This window comes from Rhizobium sp. R86522 (assembly GCF_042466255.1).
Classification (GTDB): Bacteria; Pseudomonadota; Alphaproteobacteria; order Rhizobiales; family Rhizobiaceae; genus Allorhizobium.
On sequence record NZ_JAXHBX010000001.1, the window covers coordinates 264,215 to 281,995 of the forward strand.

The 17,781-nt window shown below is 61.0% G+C and carries 18 protein-coding genes; 11 read left to right on the forward strand and 7 right to left on the reverse strand.

Going from position 1 to position 17,781, the window contains the following annotated elements:
• Positions 1-26: 26 nt before the first annotated feature.
• Positions 27-740 carry a GntR family transcriptional regulator gene (locus SJY08_RS01225; RefSeq protein ID WP_377274312.1) on the reverse strand — a complete coding sequence of 238 codons (714 nt, stop codon included), beginning with the start codon at positions 738-740 and terminating at the stop codon, positions 27-29.
• A 260-nt stretch (positions 741-1,000) separates the two neighbouring features.
• Here SJY08_RS01225 and SJY08_RS01230 point away from each other — a divergent pair, with 260 nt between their 5' ends.
• The 6 genes from SJY08_RS01230 (at position 1,001) to SJY08_RS01255 (ending at position 6,867) form a co-directional block, all read left to right on the forward strand.
• Positions 1,001-2,089, forward strand: a complete 1,089-nt coding sequence (locus SJY08_RS01230; RefSeq protein WP_377274314.1) for an ABC transporter ATP-binding protein — start codon at positions 1,001-1,003, stop codon at positions 2,087-2,089.
• A gap of 32 nt (positions 2,090-2,121) precedes the next feature.
• Positions 2,122-3,411, forward strand: a complete 1,290-nt coding sequence (locus SJY08_RS01235) for a PotD/PotF family extracellular solute-binding protein (protein WP_377274316.1) — start codon at positions 2,122-2,124, stop codon at positions 3,409-3,411.
• Positions 3,412-3,545: 134 nt separating this feature from the next.
• Positions 3,546-4,451 carry an ABC transporter permease gene (locus SJY08_RS01240; RefSeq protein ID WP_377274318.1) on the forward strand — a complete coding sequence of 302 codons (906 nt, stop codon included), beginning with the start codon at positions 3,546-3,548 and terminating at the stop codon, positions 4,449-4,451.
• 1 nt (position 4,452) lies between these two features.
• Positions 4,453-5,271: an ABC transporter permease gene (locus SJY08_RS01245; RefSeq protein WP_377274320.1), complete on the forward strand. Its 819-nt coding sequence runs from the start codon at positions 4,453-4,455 to the stop codon at positions 5,269-5,271.
• 4 nt (positions 5,272-5,275) lie between these two features.
• Entirely contained in the window at positions 5,276-6,019 is a 744-nt protein-coding gene (locus tag SJY08_RS01250) for an aspartate/glutamate racemase family protein (protein ID WP_377274322.1), read from the forward strand.
• Positions 6,016-6,867: a GNAT family N-acetyltransferase gene (locus SJY08_RS01255; protein ID WP_069043258.1), complete on the forward strand. Its 852-nt coding sequence runs from the start codon at positions 6,016-6,018 to the stop codon at positions 6,865-6,867. Before SJY08_RS01250 ends, SJY08_RS01255 begins: the two co-directional genes overlap by 4 nt.
• 6 nt (positions 6,868-6,873) lie before the next feature.
• Here the strand turns inward: SJY08_RS01255 and SJY08_RS01260 are convergent, their stop codons facing one another.
• Genes SJY08_RS01260 through SJY08_RS01280 form a run of 5 tightly spaced genes read right to left on the reverse strand, consistent with a single transcriptional unit; the run spans position 6,874 to position 11,287 of the window.
• Positions 6,874-7,374 (reverse strand): GNAT family N-acetyltransferase, encoded by a 501-nt coding sequence (locus SJY08_RS01260; RefSeq protein WP_069043259.1) that lies wholly within the window; start codon positions 7,372-7,374, stop codon positions 6,874-6,876.
• Position 7,375: 1 nt separating this feature from the next.
• Entirely contained in the window at positions 7,376-8,308 is a 933-nt protein-coding gene (locus SJY08_RS01265) for an ROK family protein (protein ID WP_377274325.1), read from the reverse strand.
• The gene (nagA, locus tag SJY08_RS01270) at positions 8,305-9,489 is read right to left on the reverse strand and encodes an N-acetylglucosamine-6-phosphate deacetylase (protein WP_377274327.1); all 1,185 of its coding nucleotides are present in this window, start codon (positions 9,487-9,489) and stop codon (positions 8,305-8,307) included. Before nagA ends, SJY08_RS01265 begins: the two co-directional genes overlap by 4 nt.
• The gene (locus tag SJY08_RS01275) at positions 9,486-10,508 is read right to left on the reverse strand and encodes an SIS domain-containing protein (protein WP_069043262.1); all 1,023 of its coding nucleotides are present in this window, start codon (positions 10,506-10,508) and stop codon (positions 9,486-9,488) included. The genes nagA and SJY08_RS01275 overlap by 4 nt, the downstream gene beginning before the upstream one ends.
• Before the next feature lie 11 nt (positions 10,509-10,519).
• Positions 10,520-11,287: a GntR family transcriptional regulator gene (locus tag SJY08_RS01280; RefSeq protein WP_377274329.1), complete on the reverse strand. Its 768-nt coding sequence runs from the start codon at positions 11,285-11,287 to the stop codon at positions 10,520-10,522.
• 481 nt (positions 11,288-11,768) lie between these two features.
• Here SJY08_RS01280 and SJY08_RS01285 point away from each other — a divergent pair, with 481 nt between their 5' ends.
• The 5 genes from SJY08_RS01285 (at position 11,769) to SJY08_RS01305 (ending at position 17,222) form a co-directional block, all read left to right on the forward strand.
• Positions 11,769-12,953: a Gfo/Idh/MocA family protein gene (locus SJY08_RS01285; RefSeq protein ID WP_377274331.1), complete on the forward strand. Its 1,185-nt coding sequence runs from the start codon at positions 11,769-11,771 to the stop codon at positions 12,951-12,953.
• A gap of 12 nt (positions 12,954-12,965) precedes the next feature.
• Positions 12,966-13,850: a carbohydrate ABC transporter permease gene (locus SJY08_RS01290; protein WP_054147853.1), complete on the forward strand. Its 885-nt coding sequence runs from the start codon at positions 12,966-12,968 to the stop codon at positions 13,848-13,850.
• On the forward strand, positions 13,847-14,707 hold the full coding sequence (locus tag SJY08_RS01295) for a carbohydrate ABC transporter permease (RefSeq protein WP_054147854.1): 861 nt from the start codon (positions 13,847-13,849) through the stop codon (positions 14,705-14,707). Before SJY08_RS01290 ends, SJY08_RS01295 begins: the two co-directional genes overlap by 4 nt.
• Positions 14,708-14,771: 64 nt before the next feature.
• Positions 14,772-15,992 (forward strand): extracellular solute-binding protein, encoded by a 1,221-nt coding sequence (locus SJY08_RS01300; protein ID WP_377274334.1) that lies wholly within the window; start codon positions 14,772-14,774, stop codon positions 15,990-15,992.
• A 99-nt stretch (positions 15,993-16,091) separates the two neighbouring features.
• The gene (locus SJY08_RS01305) at positions 16,092-17,222 is read left to right on the forward strand and encodes an ABC transporter ATP-binding protein (RefSeq protein ID WP_054147856.1); all 1,131 of its coding nucleotides are present in this window, start codon (positions 16,092-16,094) and stop codon (positions 17,220-17,222) included.
• 84 nt (positions 17,223-17,306) lie between these two features.
• Here the strand turns inward: SJY08_RS01305 and SJY08_RS01310 are convergent, their stop codons facing one another.
• On the reverse strand, positions 17,307-17,741 hold the full coding sequence (locus tag SJY08_RS01310; RefSeq protein ID WP_300887787.1) for a GFA family protein: 435 nt from the start codon (positions 17,739-17,741) through the stop codon (positions 17,307-17,309).
• Positions 17,742-17,781 lie beyond the last annotated feature (40 nt).

Here is a 17,781-nt window from a genome sequence, read left to right on the forward strand (position 1 = left end):
TCCAGGGTTGGCTGAGGTCGACAAGTTCAGAGAGCGAGCGCGTCCTTGAGTGTGCGGGCTTCGGCCATGGTGAGGTCGAGATCGGCCTCGATATGGTCGATGTGGTGCAGCATGAGATGCGTCGCCTTCTTGGTGCCGCCCTTTTCCAGCGCATTCAGGATTTCGTCGTGCTCGTCATGTCCGCAGCTCGAAATGCCGGTGCGGCCGTAAAGCGCGATGACGAGAGACGAGCGGGCGACAAGTTCGTCCATGAATTTTTCCAGCACTTGGTTGCCCGCCACCTTGGCCAGCATCAGGTGGAAATCACCCGATGCCTTGATCTCTGCGCGTCTTGCGTTCGCGCCGCGTTCGGTGCGGTAACGCGCCTCTTCCTTCAGGTGTTCGCGCAGGGCGGCGATATCGGAAGGCGTGATGCGCTCGGCGGCGGCGGCAATGATGCCGGCCTCAATCAGGCGGCGCGATGCGAAGACCTGGCGTGCCTCTTCCGTGCTCGGATTGGAGACGAAGGCCCCCCGATTTCTCTCGGTGCGGACCAGACCCTCGAAGGCCAGCATCTGCAGCGCGTCGCGCACGACCGTCCGGCTGACGTCGAAAAGCGTGCCGACTTCGGCTTCGGAGAGCTTTGTGCCGGGGGCAAGGCGTCGGTCGACGATCGCGTCACGCAAAGCGTCGCGGATCGCCCGGGCGCGGTCTTCGAGATTGGGGTCGAGTTGCCTGCGGAGTGAGCTGTTGGCGGTCATGGGATCATCCGGTGTCTGATAGTCTTGTAGCCCGCAGATCGAACTTACGAAAGATCTATCCGACACCAAGGCTCTATAAGATTGCATACAATTTAGATCTCCATTTGAAGGCAATCGATTAATTGCTGTGCATGCAGTCGTGTCGGTTGCTCATTCCTTTTGCGCTGCAATAATTGCTCTCATGGGATTCAAGGACTTAGCGACGTGGCGTCGAACTGGCACGGCTTATGCATCGTCCTTTGCGAGACGAAGGAGCCGCCATGACGAAAGCCGCCGACATCGAACTCGCTGCCGTGACCAAGGTTTACGGTGCTGCGACTGCAGTTCATGCCATCAGCCTCAAGATCCCGGCTGGCACTTACTGCTGCCTGCTCGGACCTTCCGGTTGTGGCAAGACATCGACGCTCAGAATGGTCGCCGGGCATGAAAGCGTGTCGTCTGGCGATGTTGTCTTCGGTAATAACAATGTGACCACGCTGCCGCCAGCGCAGCGTGGCACGGCGATGATGTTCCAGTCCTATGCGCTCTTCCCGCATCTCGATCTTGTCGACAATGTTGCGTTCAGCCTGAAGATGAAGGGTGTCGACAAGGAAACGCGCCGCGCGCAAGCGCTGGAGATGCTCAAGCTGATGCAGCTCGAGCCCTATGCCGAGCGTCGTCCGGCCCAGTTGTCCGGTGGACAGCAGCAGCGCGTAGCACTTGCGCGTGCCTTGATCACGAGGCCCGAGGCTTTGCTGCTTGATGAGCCCCTCTCTGCGCTCGACCCGTTTCTTAAGATCCGCATGCGCGCCGAACTGAAGAAACTGCAGACCTCGCTCGGCATCACTTTCGTGCATGTGACCCACAGCCAGGAAGAGGCGATGGCGCTCGCCGATTTGATCGTCGTGATGAACGAGGGGCGCATCGAGCAGGCGGCGACGCCGCGGGCCGTCTTCGAGCGGCCGGCGACCGCCTTCGTCGCGCGCTTCATGGGAGACCATAATGTGCTCTCCGGGCGCATCGTCGAGCGCACCGCCGATGGCTTGTTTATCGAGGTGGTCGGTGGCGGCCGCTTCTTCGCGCTCGGTGCAGCACCTGTCGAGGATGAAACGGCCGATATAGCCATCCGCACGGACCATGTGCGCATCGGCGCCATGCCGGCCGATGGTCTCGGCTTCGACGGTATCGTCTCGAATGTCGAATATCTCGGCGCCAAGGTGAAGCTGACCGTCACCACCGCCTTTACCGATGAATTCACCGCCGTCCTTACGGACGCGGCCTTCTTTGCCTCTCCGGTTCGCGTCGGGGAAGGCGTCACCCTGTCATGGGATCAGCCGGATTCGATCGTCCTCGGACGCATCGTGAAGTGAAACCAAACCAATAAAACCAGGAGAACAGCGCAATGTCAGACATCAGCAAGACGAAGAAGGGCGTATCTCGCCGCACATTCCTGAAGACCGCATCGGCGGCCGCCGGCCTCGCCGCCGGTTCGGGTGCCATCACCGGCTTCCCGACAATCTGGGCGCAGAACCCGATCACGCTTCGCCAGTTCGGCACGGGCGTGTCGAACATCAATGCCATCGCCCAGAAGTGCAAGGAAGATCTCGGCATCACGCTTGAGATGACGGCGACGGATTCGGACGCTGCAGCCCAGCGCGCCGTGACCCAGCCGATGTCCTATGACATCGCCGACATCGAATACTGGATCCTGAAGAAGGTCTATCCGACCGGCGTCATCCAGCCGATGGAAACCTCGAAGCTCAAGTTCTACGACAAGGTCGTTCCACTGTTCAAAAACGGCAAGCTTTTGCCCGACAGCGTAATCGCGCAGGGGACTGCGCCGCACACGGTCGGCTATGTCGAAAGCAAGGATGCCAAGACTTTTGCGTCCGGCGAAACCGAACTCTTCACGATGATGCCGACCATCTACAATGCCGATACGCTCGGCATCCGTCCGGACCTCGTTGGTCGTGAGATCTCGTCTTGGGCCGACATCATGGACCCGGCCTTCAAGGGCAAGACCTCGATCCTCAACATTCCGTCGATCGGCATCATGGATGCCGCGATGATCTGCGAAGCCATGGGCATCATCAAATATGCCGACAAGGGCAACATGACGCAGGCCGAGATCGACACGACGATCGACTTCCTCATCAAGGCGAAGCAGGACGGCCAGTTCCGCGCCTTCTGGAAGTCGTTCGATGAGTCAGTCAACCTGATGGCATCGGGCGAAGTCGTCATCCAGTCGATGTGGTCGCCGGCCGTTGCTGCCGTCCGCTCGAAGGGTATCGCCTGCAAGTATCAGCCGCTCAAGGAAGGCTATCGCTCGTGGGGTGGTGGTTTGGGGCTCGCCGCACACCTCTCGGGCGCGCAGCTCGACGCGGCCTATGAATACATCAACTGGTACACGTCCGGTTGGGTCGGCGGCTACCTCAACCGCCAGGGCTACTACTCGGCCTGCATGGAAACCGCGAAGGAATTCATGTCCGCCGACGAGTGGGGCTACTGGATCGAAGGCAAGGCTGCGACCGGCGACATCATGTCTCCGGAAGGTGCCGTGATGGAGAAGGCCGGTGCGGTTCGCGACGGCGGCTCCTTCGAAGAGCGCATGGGCAAGGTCGCCTGCTGGAACTCCGTCATGGACGAAGACCGCTACATGGTCCGCCGCTGGAACGAGTTCATCGCGGCTTGATCTCCCACCCTCCCCTTGAGGGGGAGGTTAGCCACAAATGCCTTCTCCCCGCTTGCGGGGAGAAGGTGGCGGAAGCCGGATGAGGGGCAACCTTCCCGGTCCGCTCTTTTCGAAGCGACAGGAGACCTAACATCATGGTGGAAGTGCGATTTCTGGGTGTCGGTGAACCGAAGCCGAAGCGCGTGATCCGTGTGCCGCTTAGGCTCGTCTCCTATCTGCAGGCGACGCCGCTCATGCTCATCCTCGGCGCCTTCCTGCTGCTGCCGATCCTGATGATCGGGACGGTGTCCTTCTGGGACTACGACTTTGCCCAGATGTATCCAGACTTCGTCACCTTCAACTACACCGAGACGCTCGGGTCCTGGGTCACCTGGAAGATCTATTTCAACACGCTAAAATTCGCCTTCATCGTCTGGGCGATCACGCTGTTCGTCGGCTTCTGGGTCGCCTATTTCCTTGCCTTCCATGTGCGGACCTCGGTCATGCAGAGCGTGCTCTTCCTCGTCTGCACCGTGCCGTTCCTGACATCCAACATCATCCGCATGATCTCGTGGATCCCCGTTCTCGGGCGAAACGGGCTGATCAATTCGGCGCTGGTCAATGCCGGCATCGTGCCGCAGCCGATCGAGTGGCTGCTCTATTCGGACTTCGCCGTGGTGCTCGCCATGGTGCATCTCTACACGCTGTTCATGGTGACGCCGATCTTCAACACGATGATGCGCATCGACCGTTCGCTGCTCGAAGCCGCGCGTGACGCGGGCGCTAGTGGCTGGCAGATCCTGACCAATGTCATCATCCCCCTGTCGAAACCCGGCATGGCGATCGGCACGATTTTCGTCGTGACGCTTGTGATGGCTGATTTCTCCACCGTGCAGGTCATGTCCGGCGGGCAGAGCGCCTCTGTCGCGCTGATGATGAAGAACCAGATGTCGCTGCTGCAATATCCGGCGGCCGCCGCCAACGCCGTCGTTCTGCTGGCGCTGGTTCTGTTGATGGTTGCCGCCATTCTGCGTGTCGTCGATATCAGGAAGGAGCTTTGAGATGAACACCGAGAAACGGTCGCGCGAATTCTACGTGCTCGCCATCTTCTTCACCCTCTTCGTACTCTTCCTCTACGGCCCCTTGTCGGCCATCGTGATCCTCTCATTCCAGGGGCCGAATGGTGGCCTTACCTTTCCGCTGAACGGGGTCTCGCTGCGCTGGTTCGCCAACCTGTTCGAACAGCAAGCGGTCGGTGATTTCGGCGGTTCGTTTCGCCGTTCCTTCGCGCTCGGCTTCATGGTCATGGTGGTCACGGTGGTCGTTTCGCTGCTGGCGGGCCTTGCCTTCCGTCGCAAGTTTGTCGGCTCGACTGCGCTTTTCTACCTCTCAGTCGCTAGCCTCGTCGTACCCTCGATCATCATCTCGCTTGGTATCGGCGTGTTGTTCAGCCAGCTTGGTTTCCAGCCTGCCTGGTACACCTCCGGTTTCGGAGCACATCTCACCTGGACGCTGCCCTTCGGCGTGCTGATCATGTTTGCGATCTTCAACCGTTTCTCACCTGCTTACGAAGAAGCCGCGCGCGATCTGGGTGCCACCTCCTGGCAGACCTTCCGCCACGTTGTCTTGCCGATGATCGCGCCGCCGCTGATCGGGGTCGGACTCTTCGGCTTCACGCTCTCATATGATGAATTCGCCCGCACGCTGATGACCTCGGGCACCTACAACACGCTGCCGCTCGAGATCTACGGCATGACGACCAATGTCACGACGCCGGTGCTCTACGCGCTCGGCACTGTGACCACGCTCTTCTCCTTCCTGGTGATTGCGGGAACGCTCGGCATCATCATGGCCATGAACCGCCGTCGGGGACGGGCGTGATCGCATGAAAATTGCCGTGATAAATCCGAACACGACTGCCAGCATGACGGCTACCATCGCGGATGCTGCACGGCGCGTTGCCCATGCGGGAACCGAGATCGTGGCCGTCACCTCATCCATGGGCCCGGTCTCGATCGAGGGCTATTATGACGAGGTCTTCGCGGTGCCCGGCCTGCTGGTGGAAATTGCCAAGGCCGAACGCGAAGGGGCCGATGCAATCGTGATTGCCTGCTTCGACGATACCGGGCTGGATGCAGCCCGGGCGCTGGCTGCTATTCCGGTCATCGGCATCTGCGAGGCAGCGGTCTCTACAGCCGCATTCATAGCCCAGCGTTTTTCGATCGTGACCACCATGGAGCGCTCGCGGCTCCCAGTCGAACATCTCGTGCATCGCTACGGCATGGGCAGCCGCTGCAAGGTGCGGGCGGCGGATGTGCCTGTGCTCTCGCTCGAAGATCCCAATTCCAACGCCCGCGACCGGCTGCGCAGCGAGATCTCGGCAGCGCTCAAGGACGATAGAGCCGAGGCGATCGTGCTCGGCTGTGCTGGTATGGCCGATCTAACGGCAGCGTTGCGGCAGGAGTTCGGCGTGCCTGTCGTTGATGGCGTGGCGGCGGCCGTGAAACAGGCGGAAAGCCTTGTTGCGCAGGGCTTGTCAACCGCCAAGCGCGGCTCCTATGCGACGCCGGTCTCCAAGACCTATCACGGCGAGCTCGCCCGTTTCTCTCCCGCTGCCATGGGCGTATGAGCGTGGCAGAGGATGTGCAGATCAGGGTGCTGACGGCTGGCGAAGTCGAGGATCTCGTTGGCTGGGCGGCGCTCGAAGGCTGGAACCCGGGGTATGGCGATGCCGCAGCCTTCCGTTCCGCCGATCCAGAAGGTTTCATTGGCTGCTTTGTTGACGGGCGGCTCGCCGCCGGGATTTCCGCCGTGCGCTATCGGGACGGCTTCGGCTTCATTGGGCTTTATATCTGCCATCCGGACTTTCGGGGTAGGGGCCTCGGCCGGCGGGTTTGGGAAGCTGGAATGGCGCATCTGGCGGATCGCGTGATCGGCCTCGACGGGGTTGTCGAGCAGCAGGCGAATTATGGCTGCATGGGTTTTGCGCCCGCCTATGACACCGTGCGCTGGAGCATCGAGCGCATGCCGGCCCTGCCTGCGAGCTTCGCACGGTGCGAGGCGATCACCGAGGGTGATACCGGCGAGATCCTTGCGCTCGATCGGGCTTTCTTTCCCGCGCCGAGAGAAGACTTCCTCACAGACTGGCTGAAGCCGCCGCGCCGCGCCTTCCTCTGCCGACGGCAGGGTGTGGTGGCCGGTTATGCCGTGATGCGACCTTGCCTCAACGGCTACAAGATCGGGCCGCTGTTTGCCATGGATGGGCGAACGGCGGAGGATCTGCTGAAGATCTGCCTTGCAAACCTCAAGGGCGAGGAAGTGCATCTGGATGTGCCGGAATACCAGGAAGGGTTCCGCTACCTGCTCGGCCGTCTCGGCTTCAGGCAAGGTTTCCAGACGTCGCGCATGTATCGAGGCGAGCCGCCGTCCGTGCAGAAGACGGGTGTCTATGCGATCACCACACTGGAACTCGGCTGAGGTTTCTCAGTCCGCCATGCCTGACGGTGCGGCAAGCGGCAGCATATCCTTGTAAATGCCGGGCGAAGAGCCGGGGATGGCGATGGCACCGACACTCTTTTCATAGAAGCCCATGGGGCCGGCGCCGCCGATGATCGCATAGCCGTATCCCTGGTCGCGCATGTCGAGGAGCGTGCGGATCAAGAGGGCATGGCCGATGCCCCGGCCGCGGGCCTTCTCATCCACGCCGGTCGGGCCAAAGAAACCCTTCATGGTGGCCTCGTGGCAGGCAAAGCCGAGCAGCGTTTCGCCTTCATGGGCAATCCAGCAGGTCACAGGCTGGCGCATGATTGCCGCCGTCGCCTCCGATGCCCAGCCGGCGCCGAAACGATGCTCGATCCAGGCCGTTATTCCGGCAAGTTCGGGTACCAGTGCGCGCCTTATGGTCACGCCCTGGGCCGTCATACGCTGTTCAAGGTCCGGATCGACGTGAAGCTCATAAAGCTTCACCAGCATGTCTGCGGCCATGTCAGTCTCCCCTGTGGTCTTTGGCGAAGTCGAGGCCAAGGATGGCAGCGCCGACGAGGCCCGGCTCCACACGGCAGGCTGCGGGAACGACGATCGGATGGCCAAACTTGCGCAGGATGCGTGCTCGCAAGGCCTTATCGATCCGGGTCAGCAGTTCCGGAATATTCGAAAGACCACCGCCAACGGGCAGGATGGTGGTTCCGGTGACATTGACCACGACCGAGAGCGGATCGGTGAGGATGTCGACATAGACATCGATGGTGCGTTCGGCCTTCGCGTCACCCGTCAGCCAGTCGGCGATGATTTCTTCGCTCGTCAGCTGTTCGGCGTGAATGTGCTTGTGCAGCTTTTCGAGGCCCCGCGCGCTGCAGATCGCATCGATACAGCCGATCTGGCCGCAGCCGCACTGGAAGCGTGGCACGTGTATCGGAGGCGTGCCGGCTTCCGTCGGCTGTATCGGCCCATGGCCCCATTCGCCGGCGAAGCCACTCTCGTTGATCAGCTTGCCGTCTATGACGAGGCCGCCGCCGACGCCGGTGCCGAGGATGACGCCGAACACTACCCGATGGCCGCGTGCTGCACCGATGCCGGCTTCGGCAAGCACGAAACAGTCGGCATCATTGGCGACAATGACTGGCAGGCTGAGGGCAGCTTCAAGATCGGCCTGCAGCGGCCGGCCATGGATGCAAGGGATATTGGCGACAACGGCGTTCGCCGTATCCGGATCGATGACGCCGGCGATCGAGATCGCAACGCAGGCAGCGCGCTCACCGGCGCTTGCTTCGGCTTCCGCGATGACGGAGGCGAGCGTTGCGACGAAGGCGTCGAAATCGTGGATCGGGGTCGGCTTGCGCGGGAAGGGGCGGATGTCTTCGGGGTTCGTTGCGAGCGCACCCTTGATGGCCGTACCGCCGATGTCGAAGCAGACGATCATGCGAAGGCCCTGCTCGGCGCGGTGTCGGCAGCATGGACGCAGGCGCCTGCGATCCAGGTCGAGTGGATGTCGAGATCCGGGCTCAGGACAATGAAGTCGGCATCCTGGCCTGCAGCTAGGCTTCCTTTGCTCGGCGCGCCAATGGCCTCGGCGGGATAGAGCGATGCCATGCGCAGCGCTTCTTCCAGGGGCTGTCCCAGCTTTTCGTGCACGTATCGAACGCAGGAGAGCATGTCGATGTCGGCGCCGGCAAGCGTTCCATCGGCAAGCGTCAGGCGACCGTCACGGCGGTAGACGGTCCGGCCGTTCAGGTCGAAGCTTGTCTCATCAGAGCCAATGGTCGACATGGCATCGGTGACGAGGAAGATGTGGGCGGGGCCGGTTTTGGAGGCGAGCGCGATCTTCATGGTGACAGGATCGACATGGAAGCCGTCAGCGATCAGGCCGCAATGCAGGGCAGGCGAGGTGAGGGCAGCACCCACGAGGCCAGGTTCGCGATTGCCAAGCGGGCTCATGGCGTTGAAGAGATGAGTGACGAGCGTCGCCCCGGCTTCAACATAGGCCTCGACGCTGGCGCAGCTCGTGTCGGTGTGGCCAAGGCTGACGCGATAGCCAGCCTCAACAAGGCGCTTGACCTGATCCGGTGTGACACTTTCCGGTGCGACGGTGATCATCGGGATGCCGAAACGCGATGCCTGCTCGACGAGATAGTCGAGATCGGCTTGCGCCATCGGGCGGATCAGGGCCGGATCATGGGTGCCCTTGCGGGCGATCGAGAGGTGCGGGCCTTCCAGATGCAGGCCGAGATAGCCCGGCTCGCCAGCGGCAGCTGCTGCCTCGCCGGCGGTGATTGCCTCGCGCTTGATCTCGGGCGCGTCGGTGATCAGCGTGACCATCAGGGCTGTCGTGCCATACCGCGCATGGGCCTCGCAGATCGTGCGTATGCCGGTGACCGTCGGATCGTTGTTGAACAGCACGCCGCCGCCGCCATTCACCTGCAGGTCGATGAAGCCGGGGGCAATCAGCGCATCACCCAAATCCTGCCTGATTATGCCGGCGGGCAAATCGGCGCTGGATAGAACAGCCTTCACCTGGCCGTTGTCGACCAGGAGGGCTGCATCTTCGTGGAACTGGTGCCCATCGAAGATGCGGCTTGCAGTGATGGCGAAGGCTTGTCTCATTGGGTCTCGGTGACTTTCTTCAGTGCGACCGGCTTGTCGGGATTGAAGCCGCGCGCACGGGAGAGGGATTCGATGAAGCCATAATAGGGAACGATGAGGGCCAGCGCATCCGTGATTGGATGTCCGGTTGCGATGAAGGGCAACTTGTGGCCGGCCGTCGCCTGATCCGAGGTGATGAAGCAGGTGGCATTGCTGGCCGCAAGCTTCGAGACGGTGCCGGCGATCGACGCTTCCGCCTTGTCGCGGGCGGCAAAGGCAACGACGGGAAAATCACGACCGACGATCGAGACGGGACCATGCAGGACTTCGGCTGAAGAATAGGCCTCCGCATGCAGTTCGCAGGTTTCCTTGCATTTGAGTGCGGCCTCGGCTGCGATGGCAAGTGTGGGACCGCGACCGAGCATGTAGAGCGACTCGGCCGACTTCAGCGGTTCGAGCAAGGCGCTCCAGTCGAGGGCAAGCGCCTTTTCGAAATGCTCGGGCAGCGTGTTCACGGCGCGAGTGAGTGCGTCGTCACGGCTCCAGCTTGCAAGGATGGCAAGGCCTGCCACGATCGAATTGACGAAGGACTTGGTGGCGGCAACCGCGATTTCGGGACCCGCCTTGATGTCGATGGCGAAAGTTGCGGCATCGGCGAGCGGCGAGGGCAGGGTGTTGACCAGGCTCACCGTGGTTGCGCCGCCGTCCCGGGCTGCTCTGGCCATGGCAACGATGTCGGGGCTTGCGCCGGACTGGGAGACGGCAAAGGCTGCGGCCTTGCCGAGCTTCATCGGCGTCTCGTAGATCGAGGCGAGCGAGGGACCGAGCGAGGCGACCGGCAGGCCCATTTGCAGCTCGATTGCATATTTCAGGAAGTGCGCCGCATGATCGGAAGAGCCGCGGGCGATCGTGACGACCACGCCTGGGTCCTTGTCGCGCAGCGCGTTCGCCGCTTCTGATATCACGGTCCTGGAGCTATCCAGCAGTCGGGCAGCGGCTGCGGGGATCTCGTCGATCTCCTCACGCATCTTGGTGGTCATCGGGCAAACTTTCAGTCTTGAGGCTTCATGGGCGAGCCGATGCCGAGTTCGGCAACCAGGTCATAGGCATCGCTGCGATAAAGCGCGCGCGACATTTCCATCACGCGGCCGGTTTCGAGATAGGCAATGCGCTGCACCGACAATGCGGCCGAGCCGGGCGGAACACCGAGCAGCTTGGTTTCCTCGTCCTTCAGGAGGACGGCAGAGATGCGCTGGTTTGCCCGTACGGGCCGGATGCCGGCATCCAGCAGGCAGAGATAGAGGGAATCCTCAATTCTGTCCGGATCCGGCAGCAGGTCGTCCGGCAGGCTCGTGCGCTCCAGCGCAATCGGCATGTCGTTGGCGGTTCTCAGACGGTCGATCCGGGCGACACGAGCGCCACCGATCAGGCCGAGCATCATGGTTTCCTCTGCGGTCGGATAAAACAGGCCGCGTCCCAGCCAGCGAGAGCCTGCGACCATGCCGCGCCGACGCATGTCTTCGGTAAAGGATGTCAGCTGGCTGAGCGGCTGTTGCATGCGTGGGACGGGTTTGACGACGAAGGTGCCGGACCCACGACGACGGATGAGCAGGCCTTCTTCCACGAGTTCGTCGATCGCCTTGCGCACTGTGACGCGGCTGATATCGGCCGCCTCGGCGATGTCGCGTTCGGCCGGGAGTGCGTCGCCATGCTTCAGGCGACCGGACGCGACGGCGTCCTCGATCATCTTGCGGAGCTTGACGTAAAGCGGTCCGCCACGGACCGATTGAAGCTGTTCCAGGGGAAGGGACGTGCTCATGCGGTTCCTCTGGCTTCGTGTTGGGGGACGCGCCGTCGGAGGGTCGATGTGCAATCCGTCATCAGCATCGGCATGTTTCCGTCCCTCGGTGGTCTTTGTGAAAACAATACCAACCAGAAACCTATTTCGCAAATGGTTTTGAAAAGGGTGGGCTCAATAACGGTGAAATGTAGAAATTTCATCGTCAAAACAGCGATTTGCACGATTTACCTTCGGATTCCTAGGGTTCTGGCTTTACGATTGGACTAGTTTTGGTATCTTAAATTAACGATTGGAGAGGGGCCAATCCAAAGCCTTTCCTCTTTGCCGCCGAATTGGAGTGCGCGGCGCTGGGGACTGCGATGTTTCGCTCTTCATCCGATTTCGGCGACTGATGTGAAAACTATTTTCATAGGGCGTGGGAATTTTGCTTCCCATGTTGACGATGTTGGATTTTTGACGCAGTCTACGAAAAATAATTACGAAACCAGGGGAATGCACTATGAAGGTCGCCATTATCGGACTCGGATTCCGTCTGGGGTATCTGGGTCGGGTGTTCAGGGAGATCGACCCGACTTTCGAGATTGTCGGTTATGTCGATCCGGCTCCGGCCGGCATGGCGACGCTTGATGAGCATGGTATCTCTCCCGGCAAGGTCTATGACACGCCTGAAGCCCTGATCGCCGGCGAAACATTCGATCTTCTGATGATTGGGTCGCCGAACCACCTGCATCTCGATCATATCCGGCTCGGCCTTGAGGCTGGTCTGACCGTTTTCACCGAAAAGCCGATCGTCACCAGCATCGAGGAGAGCTACGCGCTTGCCTCTCTGCTCAACACATACGGTCACGACCGCCTGCTGGTCGGTCTCGTCCTGCGTTACTCCCCGCTCTATCGCGATCTGCGCAAGGCGCAGGAAGAGGGGCGTCTCGGCAATGTCGTCTCGATCGAGGCCTCCGAGCACATTCAGCCCTATCACGGCGCTTTCTTCATGCGCGACTGGCGTCGCTACGGTCGTTATGCGGGCGGCTTCATGCTGGAAAAGTGCTGCCACGACCTCGACCTTTACAACGGCGTTGTCGGTGCGCGCCCGCGTTTCGTCGCGAGCTTTGGCGGTCGCAAGAGCTTCGTGCCGGAAAACGCGCCTGAGGCAGAAGGCGTCAACGATCTCAACGTCTATCACCGCAAGCCGAGCGGCTGGCAGGGCTCCGACAAGGTCTTCGACAGCGACGGTGACATCATCGATTTTCAGACCGCGATCGTCGAGTACGAGAACGGCGTGTCGATGACCTTCCATACCAATCTCAATGTGCCGGACGAATTTCGCCGCTTCTGCGTGATCGGTTCGAAGGGCATGGCGGAAGGCGATTTCGTCCGCGGCTTCATGGATGTGCATGACGCCCGCACCAATGAGAAGGTGATCGCCAACACCTACAAGGCGCCGTCCGCGCTTTCGCAGCATTACGGCGCCGACGAGCAGATGGCCGAGGATGTCATCGCCTTCGTCCAGACGGGCGCCAAGCAGCCCGTGTCCGCCATCGATGCGCTGGAAGCCGGTATTCTGGCGCTCGCCATGGACGAAGCACGCCTCGCCCGCAAGGTCGTGGATCTGAAGCCGGTATGGGAAAAGTTCGATGCATGCCTGCATGGCCCGTCGGACGCTTCCGTCCGCGCCCGGTCGGCGTAAGGGAGCGGTCGGATGCAAGCTCGCCAAAGTGCCATCATCTTCGCCTGGCTGCTGATCGCGCCGGCTCTTCTCTACATTGCCGTCATCGTCGCTTATCCGCTGGTCGATACGTTTATCCTGTCCTTCACAGATGCGTCGCTCCGCAAGACGACGAACTGGGTCGGCTGGACGAATTACGAGAAGATTTTCAACGACACCTTCGGCGAAGTCATCGTCAGGACCTTCATCTGGACCTTCTTCTCGGTGTCGATCAAGATGATCATCGGTACCTTCGGTGCGGCCATGCTGAATGCAGCCGTGCCTGGCCGGACGCTCTTTCGTGTGTTGACGATGCCGCCGTGGATCGTGCCCATGGCGATTGGCATCTTCATGTGGGGCTGGATGTATAACGGCCAGTTCGGCATGATCTCCGGCGTGCTTCAGCGCATGGGCGTGGTCGATGGCCCCGTCGCCTTCCTCGCCTATGGTTCAACGGCCTTCTGGGCGACGATCTTCACCGATGTGTGGATCGGCGTGCCGATGGTGACGCTCTACATGCTCGCTGCCATGCAGGCGATCCCGCAGGATCTCTACGAGGCTGCCTGGACGGATGGCGCCGGTCGCTTCTATCGCTTCCGCCGCATCACTATGCCGCTGATCCTGCCCGCCATGATCACCATGTCGATGCTGTCCCTGATTGCGACCTTCAATTCCTTCGACATCATCTGGATCCTGACGCGCGGCGGTCCGAGCGGTGAAACCACCACGATGATCATCGACACCTATCACACGGCGATCGGCTCGAAGAAGTATGGCGAGGGCGCTGCCCGTGCAGTCCTGATCTGCATCTTCCTTTCGATCTTCTGCGTCGCCTATTTCCGCGTCACCAGCCGTCTCTCGCAGGAGCATGCCCGATGAGCTACGACAAGACAGCCCTGATCAACCGCTATCGCTGGTATGAACTGGTTGGCATCTATGCCGGGATCGCGGTGTTCCTGACCTTCGTTCTGGCGCCCTTTGTCGAAGGCTTCCTGGTGTCGCTGAAGCCGCTCAGCCAGCTCTTCTCCTCGCCCTACCGCTTCTTCCCGGAGAACGGCTCCTTCGATGCCTACATCACGATGTGGGACAGTGTGCCGGGCTTTGCCCGCTATATCTTCAACTCCTTCTTCATCTCGACGATAGCGACCGTCGTTGTCCTCCTACTGGTCGTGCCGGCATCCTATGCCTTCGCCCGTTTCGAGTTCCGCGGTCGCGGTCAGCTGCTCGCCGCCTTCCTTGCGGTCAACATGTTCTCGGGCGCGGTATTGCTCATTCCACTCTTCCGGCTCATGCGCTCGCTCGGCGTGCTCAACACCTATTTCGCGATGATCGTGCCGGGTGTCGCCTTCCTCATTCCGTCAGCCATCTGGTTGCTCCGCACCTATATGATGCGCATCCCGCGTGAGCTGGAAGAGGCGGCCTATGTGGATGGCGCGGGCTATTTCTACACCTTCCGGCGGGTGGTCCTGCCGCTTGCCACGCCGGGCATCGCCGTTGTCGCGATCACCACCTTCATCGGCGCCTATGCCCAGCAGTTCATCTTCGCACTGACCTTCAACTCCAAGACCGAATACATGCCGCTGCCGATCGGGTTGTTTGCCTATTTCGGTCGCCAGGAGGTCATCTGGAACGAGCTGATGGCGGCGAGTTTCGTGGGGATCGCACCCGCCATGATCGTGATCTTCTTCCTGCAGCGCTATCTCGTCAGCGGCCTGACCGCCGGCGCGGTCAAATAAGGGCTGCCAACCAAAATTCGGGCCAACCGGACGCTTTCAACCTGTCAACAAAGGGGAACTATCGATGACAAGAAAATTGACCATGCTCGCAGGCTCATTCGCCTTGCTCGCAAGCTCGGCGCTCACCACGCTGGCCGCGGACCAGGAAATCAGCTGGATCTATTGCGGCGACAAGATCGACCCGATCCACGAGAAGTACATCGCCGAATGGGAAGGCAAGAATGCCGGCTGGAAGGTAAAGCCCGAAGTCGTCGGCTGGGAGCAGTGCCAGGATAAGGCCACCACGCTCGCCGTTGCCGGCACGCCCGTTGCCATGGCCTATGTCGGCTCGCGCACGCTGAAGGAATTCGCCCAGAACGAACTGATCGTTCCGGTTCCGATGACGGATGAGGAAAAGGCCTCCTACTATCCGAACATCGTTGACACCGTGACCTTCGAGGACACGCAGTGGGGTGTTCCTGTCGCTTTCTCGACCAAGGCCCTCTACTGGAACAAGGATCTGTTCAAGGCTGCCGGCCTCGACCCGGAAAACCCGCCGAAGACCTGGGCTGACACCATCGCTGCCGCCAAGCAGGTCAAGGAAAAGACCGGCACTGCCGGCTATGGTCTGCCGGCGAAGACCTTCGACAACACCATGCACCAGTTCATGCATTGGGTTTACACCAATAACGGCAAGGTCATCGACGGCGACAAGATCGTCATGGACAGCCCCGAAGTTCTCGCCGCGCTTCAGGCCTATAAGGACATCACGCCTTACTCCGTTGAAGGTGCGACTGCTTACGAGCAGAACGAAATCCGCGCGATCTTCCTCGACGGCAAGGTCGGTATGATCCAGGCGGGTTCGGGCGCTGCCTATCGCCTGAAGGACACTTCGATCAACTGGGGTGTTGCCCCGCTGCCGGTCGGTCCGGCTGCCAAGGGTGAAGGTACGCTGCTGATCACCGACAGCCTTGCGATCTTCTCCGGTTCGGGCGTCGAAGAAAAGGCGATCGAGTTTGCCAAGTACATCACCTCGACTGATATCCAGCACGAATACGAGCTGCAGGGGGGCGCTGGCCTGACCCCTCTGCGTCCAGGTGCGGTTGTCGACCAGTTCGTCGCCAACGAACCCTTCTGGAAGCCGTTCATCGACGGCATCGCCTATGGTGGTCCGGAGCCCCTCTTCACCGACTACAAGGGCTTCCAGAACGTCATGATCGAAATGGTCCAGTCGGTTGTCACCGGAAAGACCGAGCCGGCCGAAGCGCTGAAGAAGGCTGCAGCCGATCTCGAGCAGTACAAGTAATCTCGGGTAACCGAGGCTCCGCGGGCCGGGATCGGCCCGCGGATTTCATCAAGCGGATTTGGCCGGTCCTTTGAGGAACGGCAATGGAGACTGAGGGTCGTGGGTCAGCTATTTCTGAAAAAGGTGCGCAAGTCGTACGGGCATTTCGAGGTCATCAAGGGTGTGGATCTCGAGGTGAAGGACGGCGAGTTCGTCGTTTTCGTCGGTCCCTCGGGCTGCGGCAAGTCCACGCTGCTCCGCATGATCGCGGGCCTCGACGATACGACCGATGGTGACATCGTCATCGATGGCGAGCGCGTCAATGACAAGCCGCCCGTCGAGCGCGGCATTGCCATGGTCTTCCAGTCCTATGCGCTCTACCCGCATATGTCGGTTTTCGAGAACATCGCTTTTCCGCTGCGCGTCGAGAAGCTCTCCGAAGAGCAGATCCGCGAGAAGGTGGGTGCGGTCGCCAAGATCCTGCAGCTTGATCAACGCCTGCAGCAGCGTCCCGGCCAGCTTTCCGGCGGCCAGCGCCAGCGTGTTGCCATCGGCCGCGCCATCGTGCGCGAACCGAAGATCTTCCTTTTTGACGAGCCGCTGTCCAACCTCGATGCGGCGCTGCGCGCCGACATGCGCATCGAACTCACCAAGCTGCATCGCGACCTCGAAGCGACGATGATCTACGTCACCCACGACCAGATCGAGGCCATGACCATGGCCGACCGGATCGTGGTGCTGAATGCCGGTATCATCGCCCAGGTGGGTGCGCCGCTCGAACTTTACCACAAGCCAGAGAATACCTTCGTCGCCGGTTTCATCGGCAATCCCAAGATGAACTTCGTGCCGGTCACCTGCGTCGGTGTCGACGCGATCGGGGTGACGATTTCCTATGAAGGCCAGACGGCGCTGATCCCGGTCGAGGCGCGTCCGGACCTCGTCGGCCAAAAGCTGACGCTTGGCATCCGGCCTGAACATACGCGTCTCAGCGAAGGCGATATCAACATCATGGTGACGCCCAGCGTCGTCGAGCGGCTCGGGATCAACACGATCGCCTATGCTGCGTTGCAGAACGGCGAACCCTATTGTGCGCTCTTGCCGGGCTCGGCGCCGATCCGCGTCGAGCAGCCGATGGTGACAGGCATCATGGCGGCCGATTGCCACCTTTTCGATGCCAATGGCCAGGCGCTCGAACGCCGCATCGACTGGCGCACCCTTGACCTTCCGGCCTCCGTGACGGCCGCCGAATAAAGCTCCTCCCGGCCATGCCAAAGGCCAATCCCCTGGTCCGCCTTCGGGCGGACCTTTTTTCGTCTGAGGGCTTGCTGCTCGCTGTCAGTCCGGAAAGCCGTCGAATTGGGGGAGATCGTCGAGGATGTCGTACCATGGCGCTTTCGATCCGACGAAGATGTGCATCGAGGGCTTCGTTGAGGGTGGGTCGATAAGCGTTCCCATTGGCACATGGACTTTCACGCTGCCGTTCTCGGCGATCCAGGAGTAGACGAGGGACCCGCAGGTGCGGCAGTGCATGTCATGGATGCCTTCAGGGTCTCCATGGCGGAACACCGCGTCTGCGCCTGCCGTGACCGTGAATTCGTCAGTTGCGACACCGGCGATCGGCTTGAAGGCCGCGCCCGTGGTGCGGCGACATTTCGAGCAGTGGCAGTTGATCGCATAGAGGAAGCGATCGGCGACCTCGTAGGTCACGGCCCCGCACATGCAGCCGCCACGCAGCCGGCCTATTCCCGAGTTTGTGGTCCTCCCGCCCATGATCGTCCTCCTGGGGCCAAACTAGGCGCACAGGACAGCT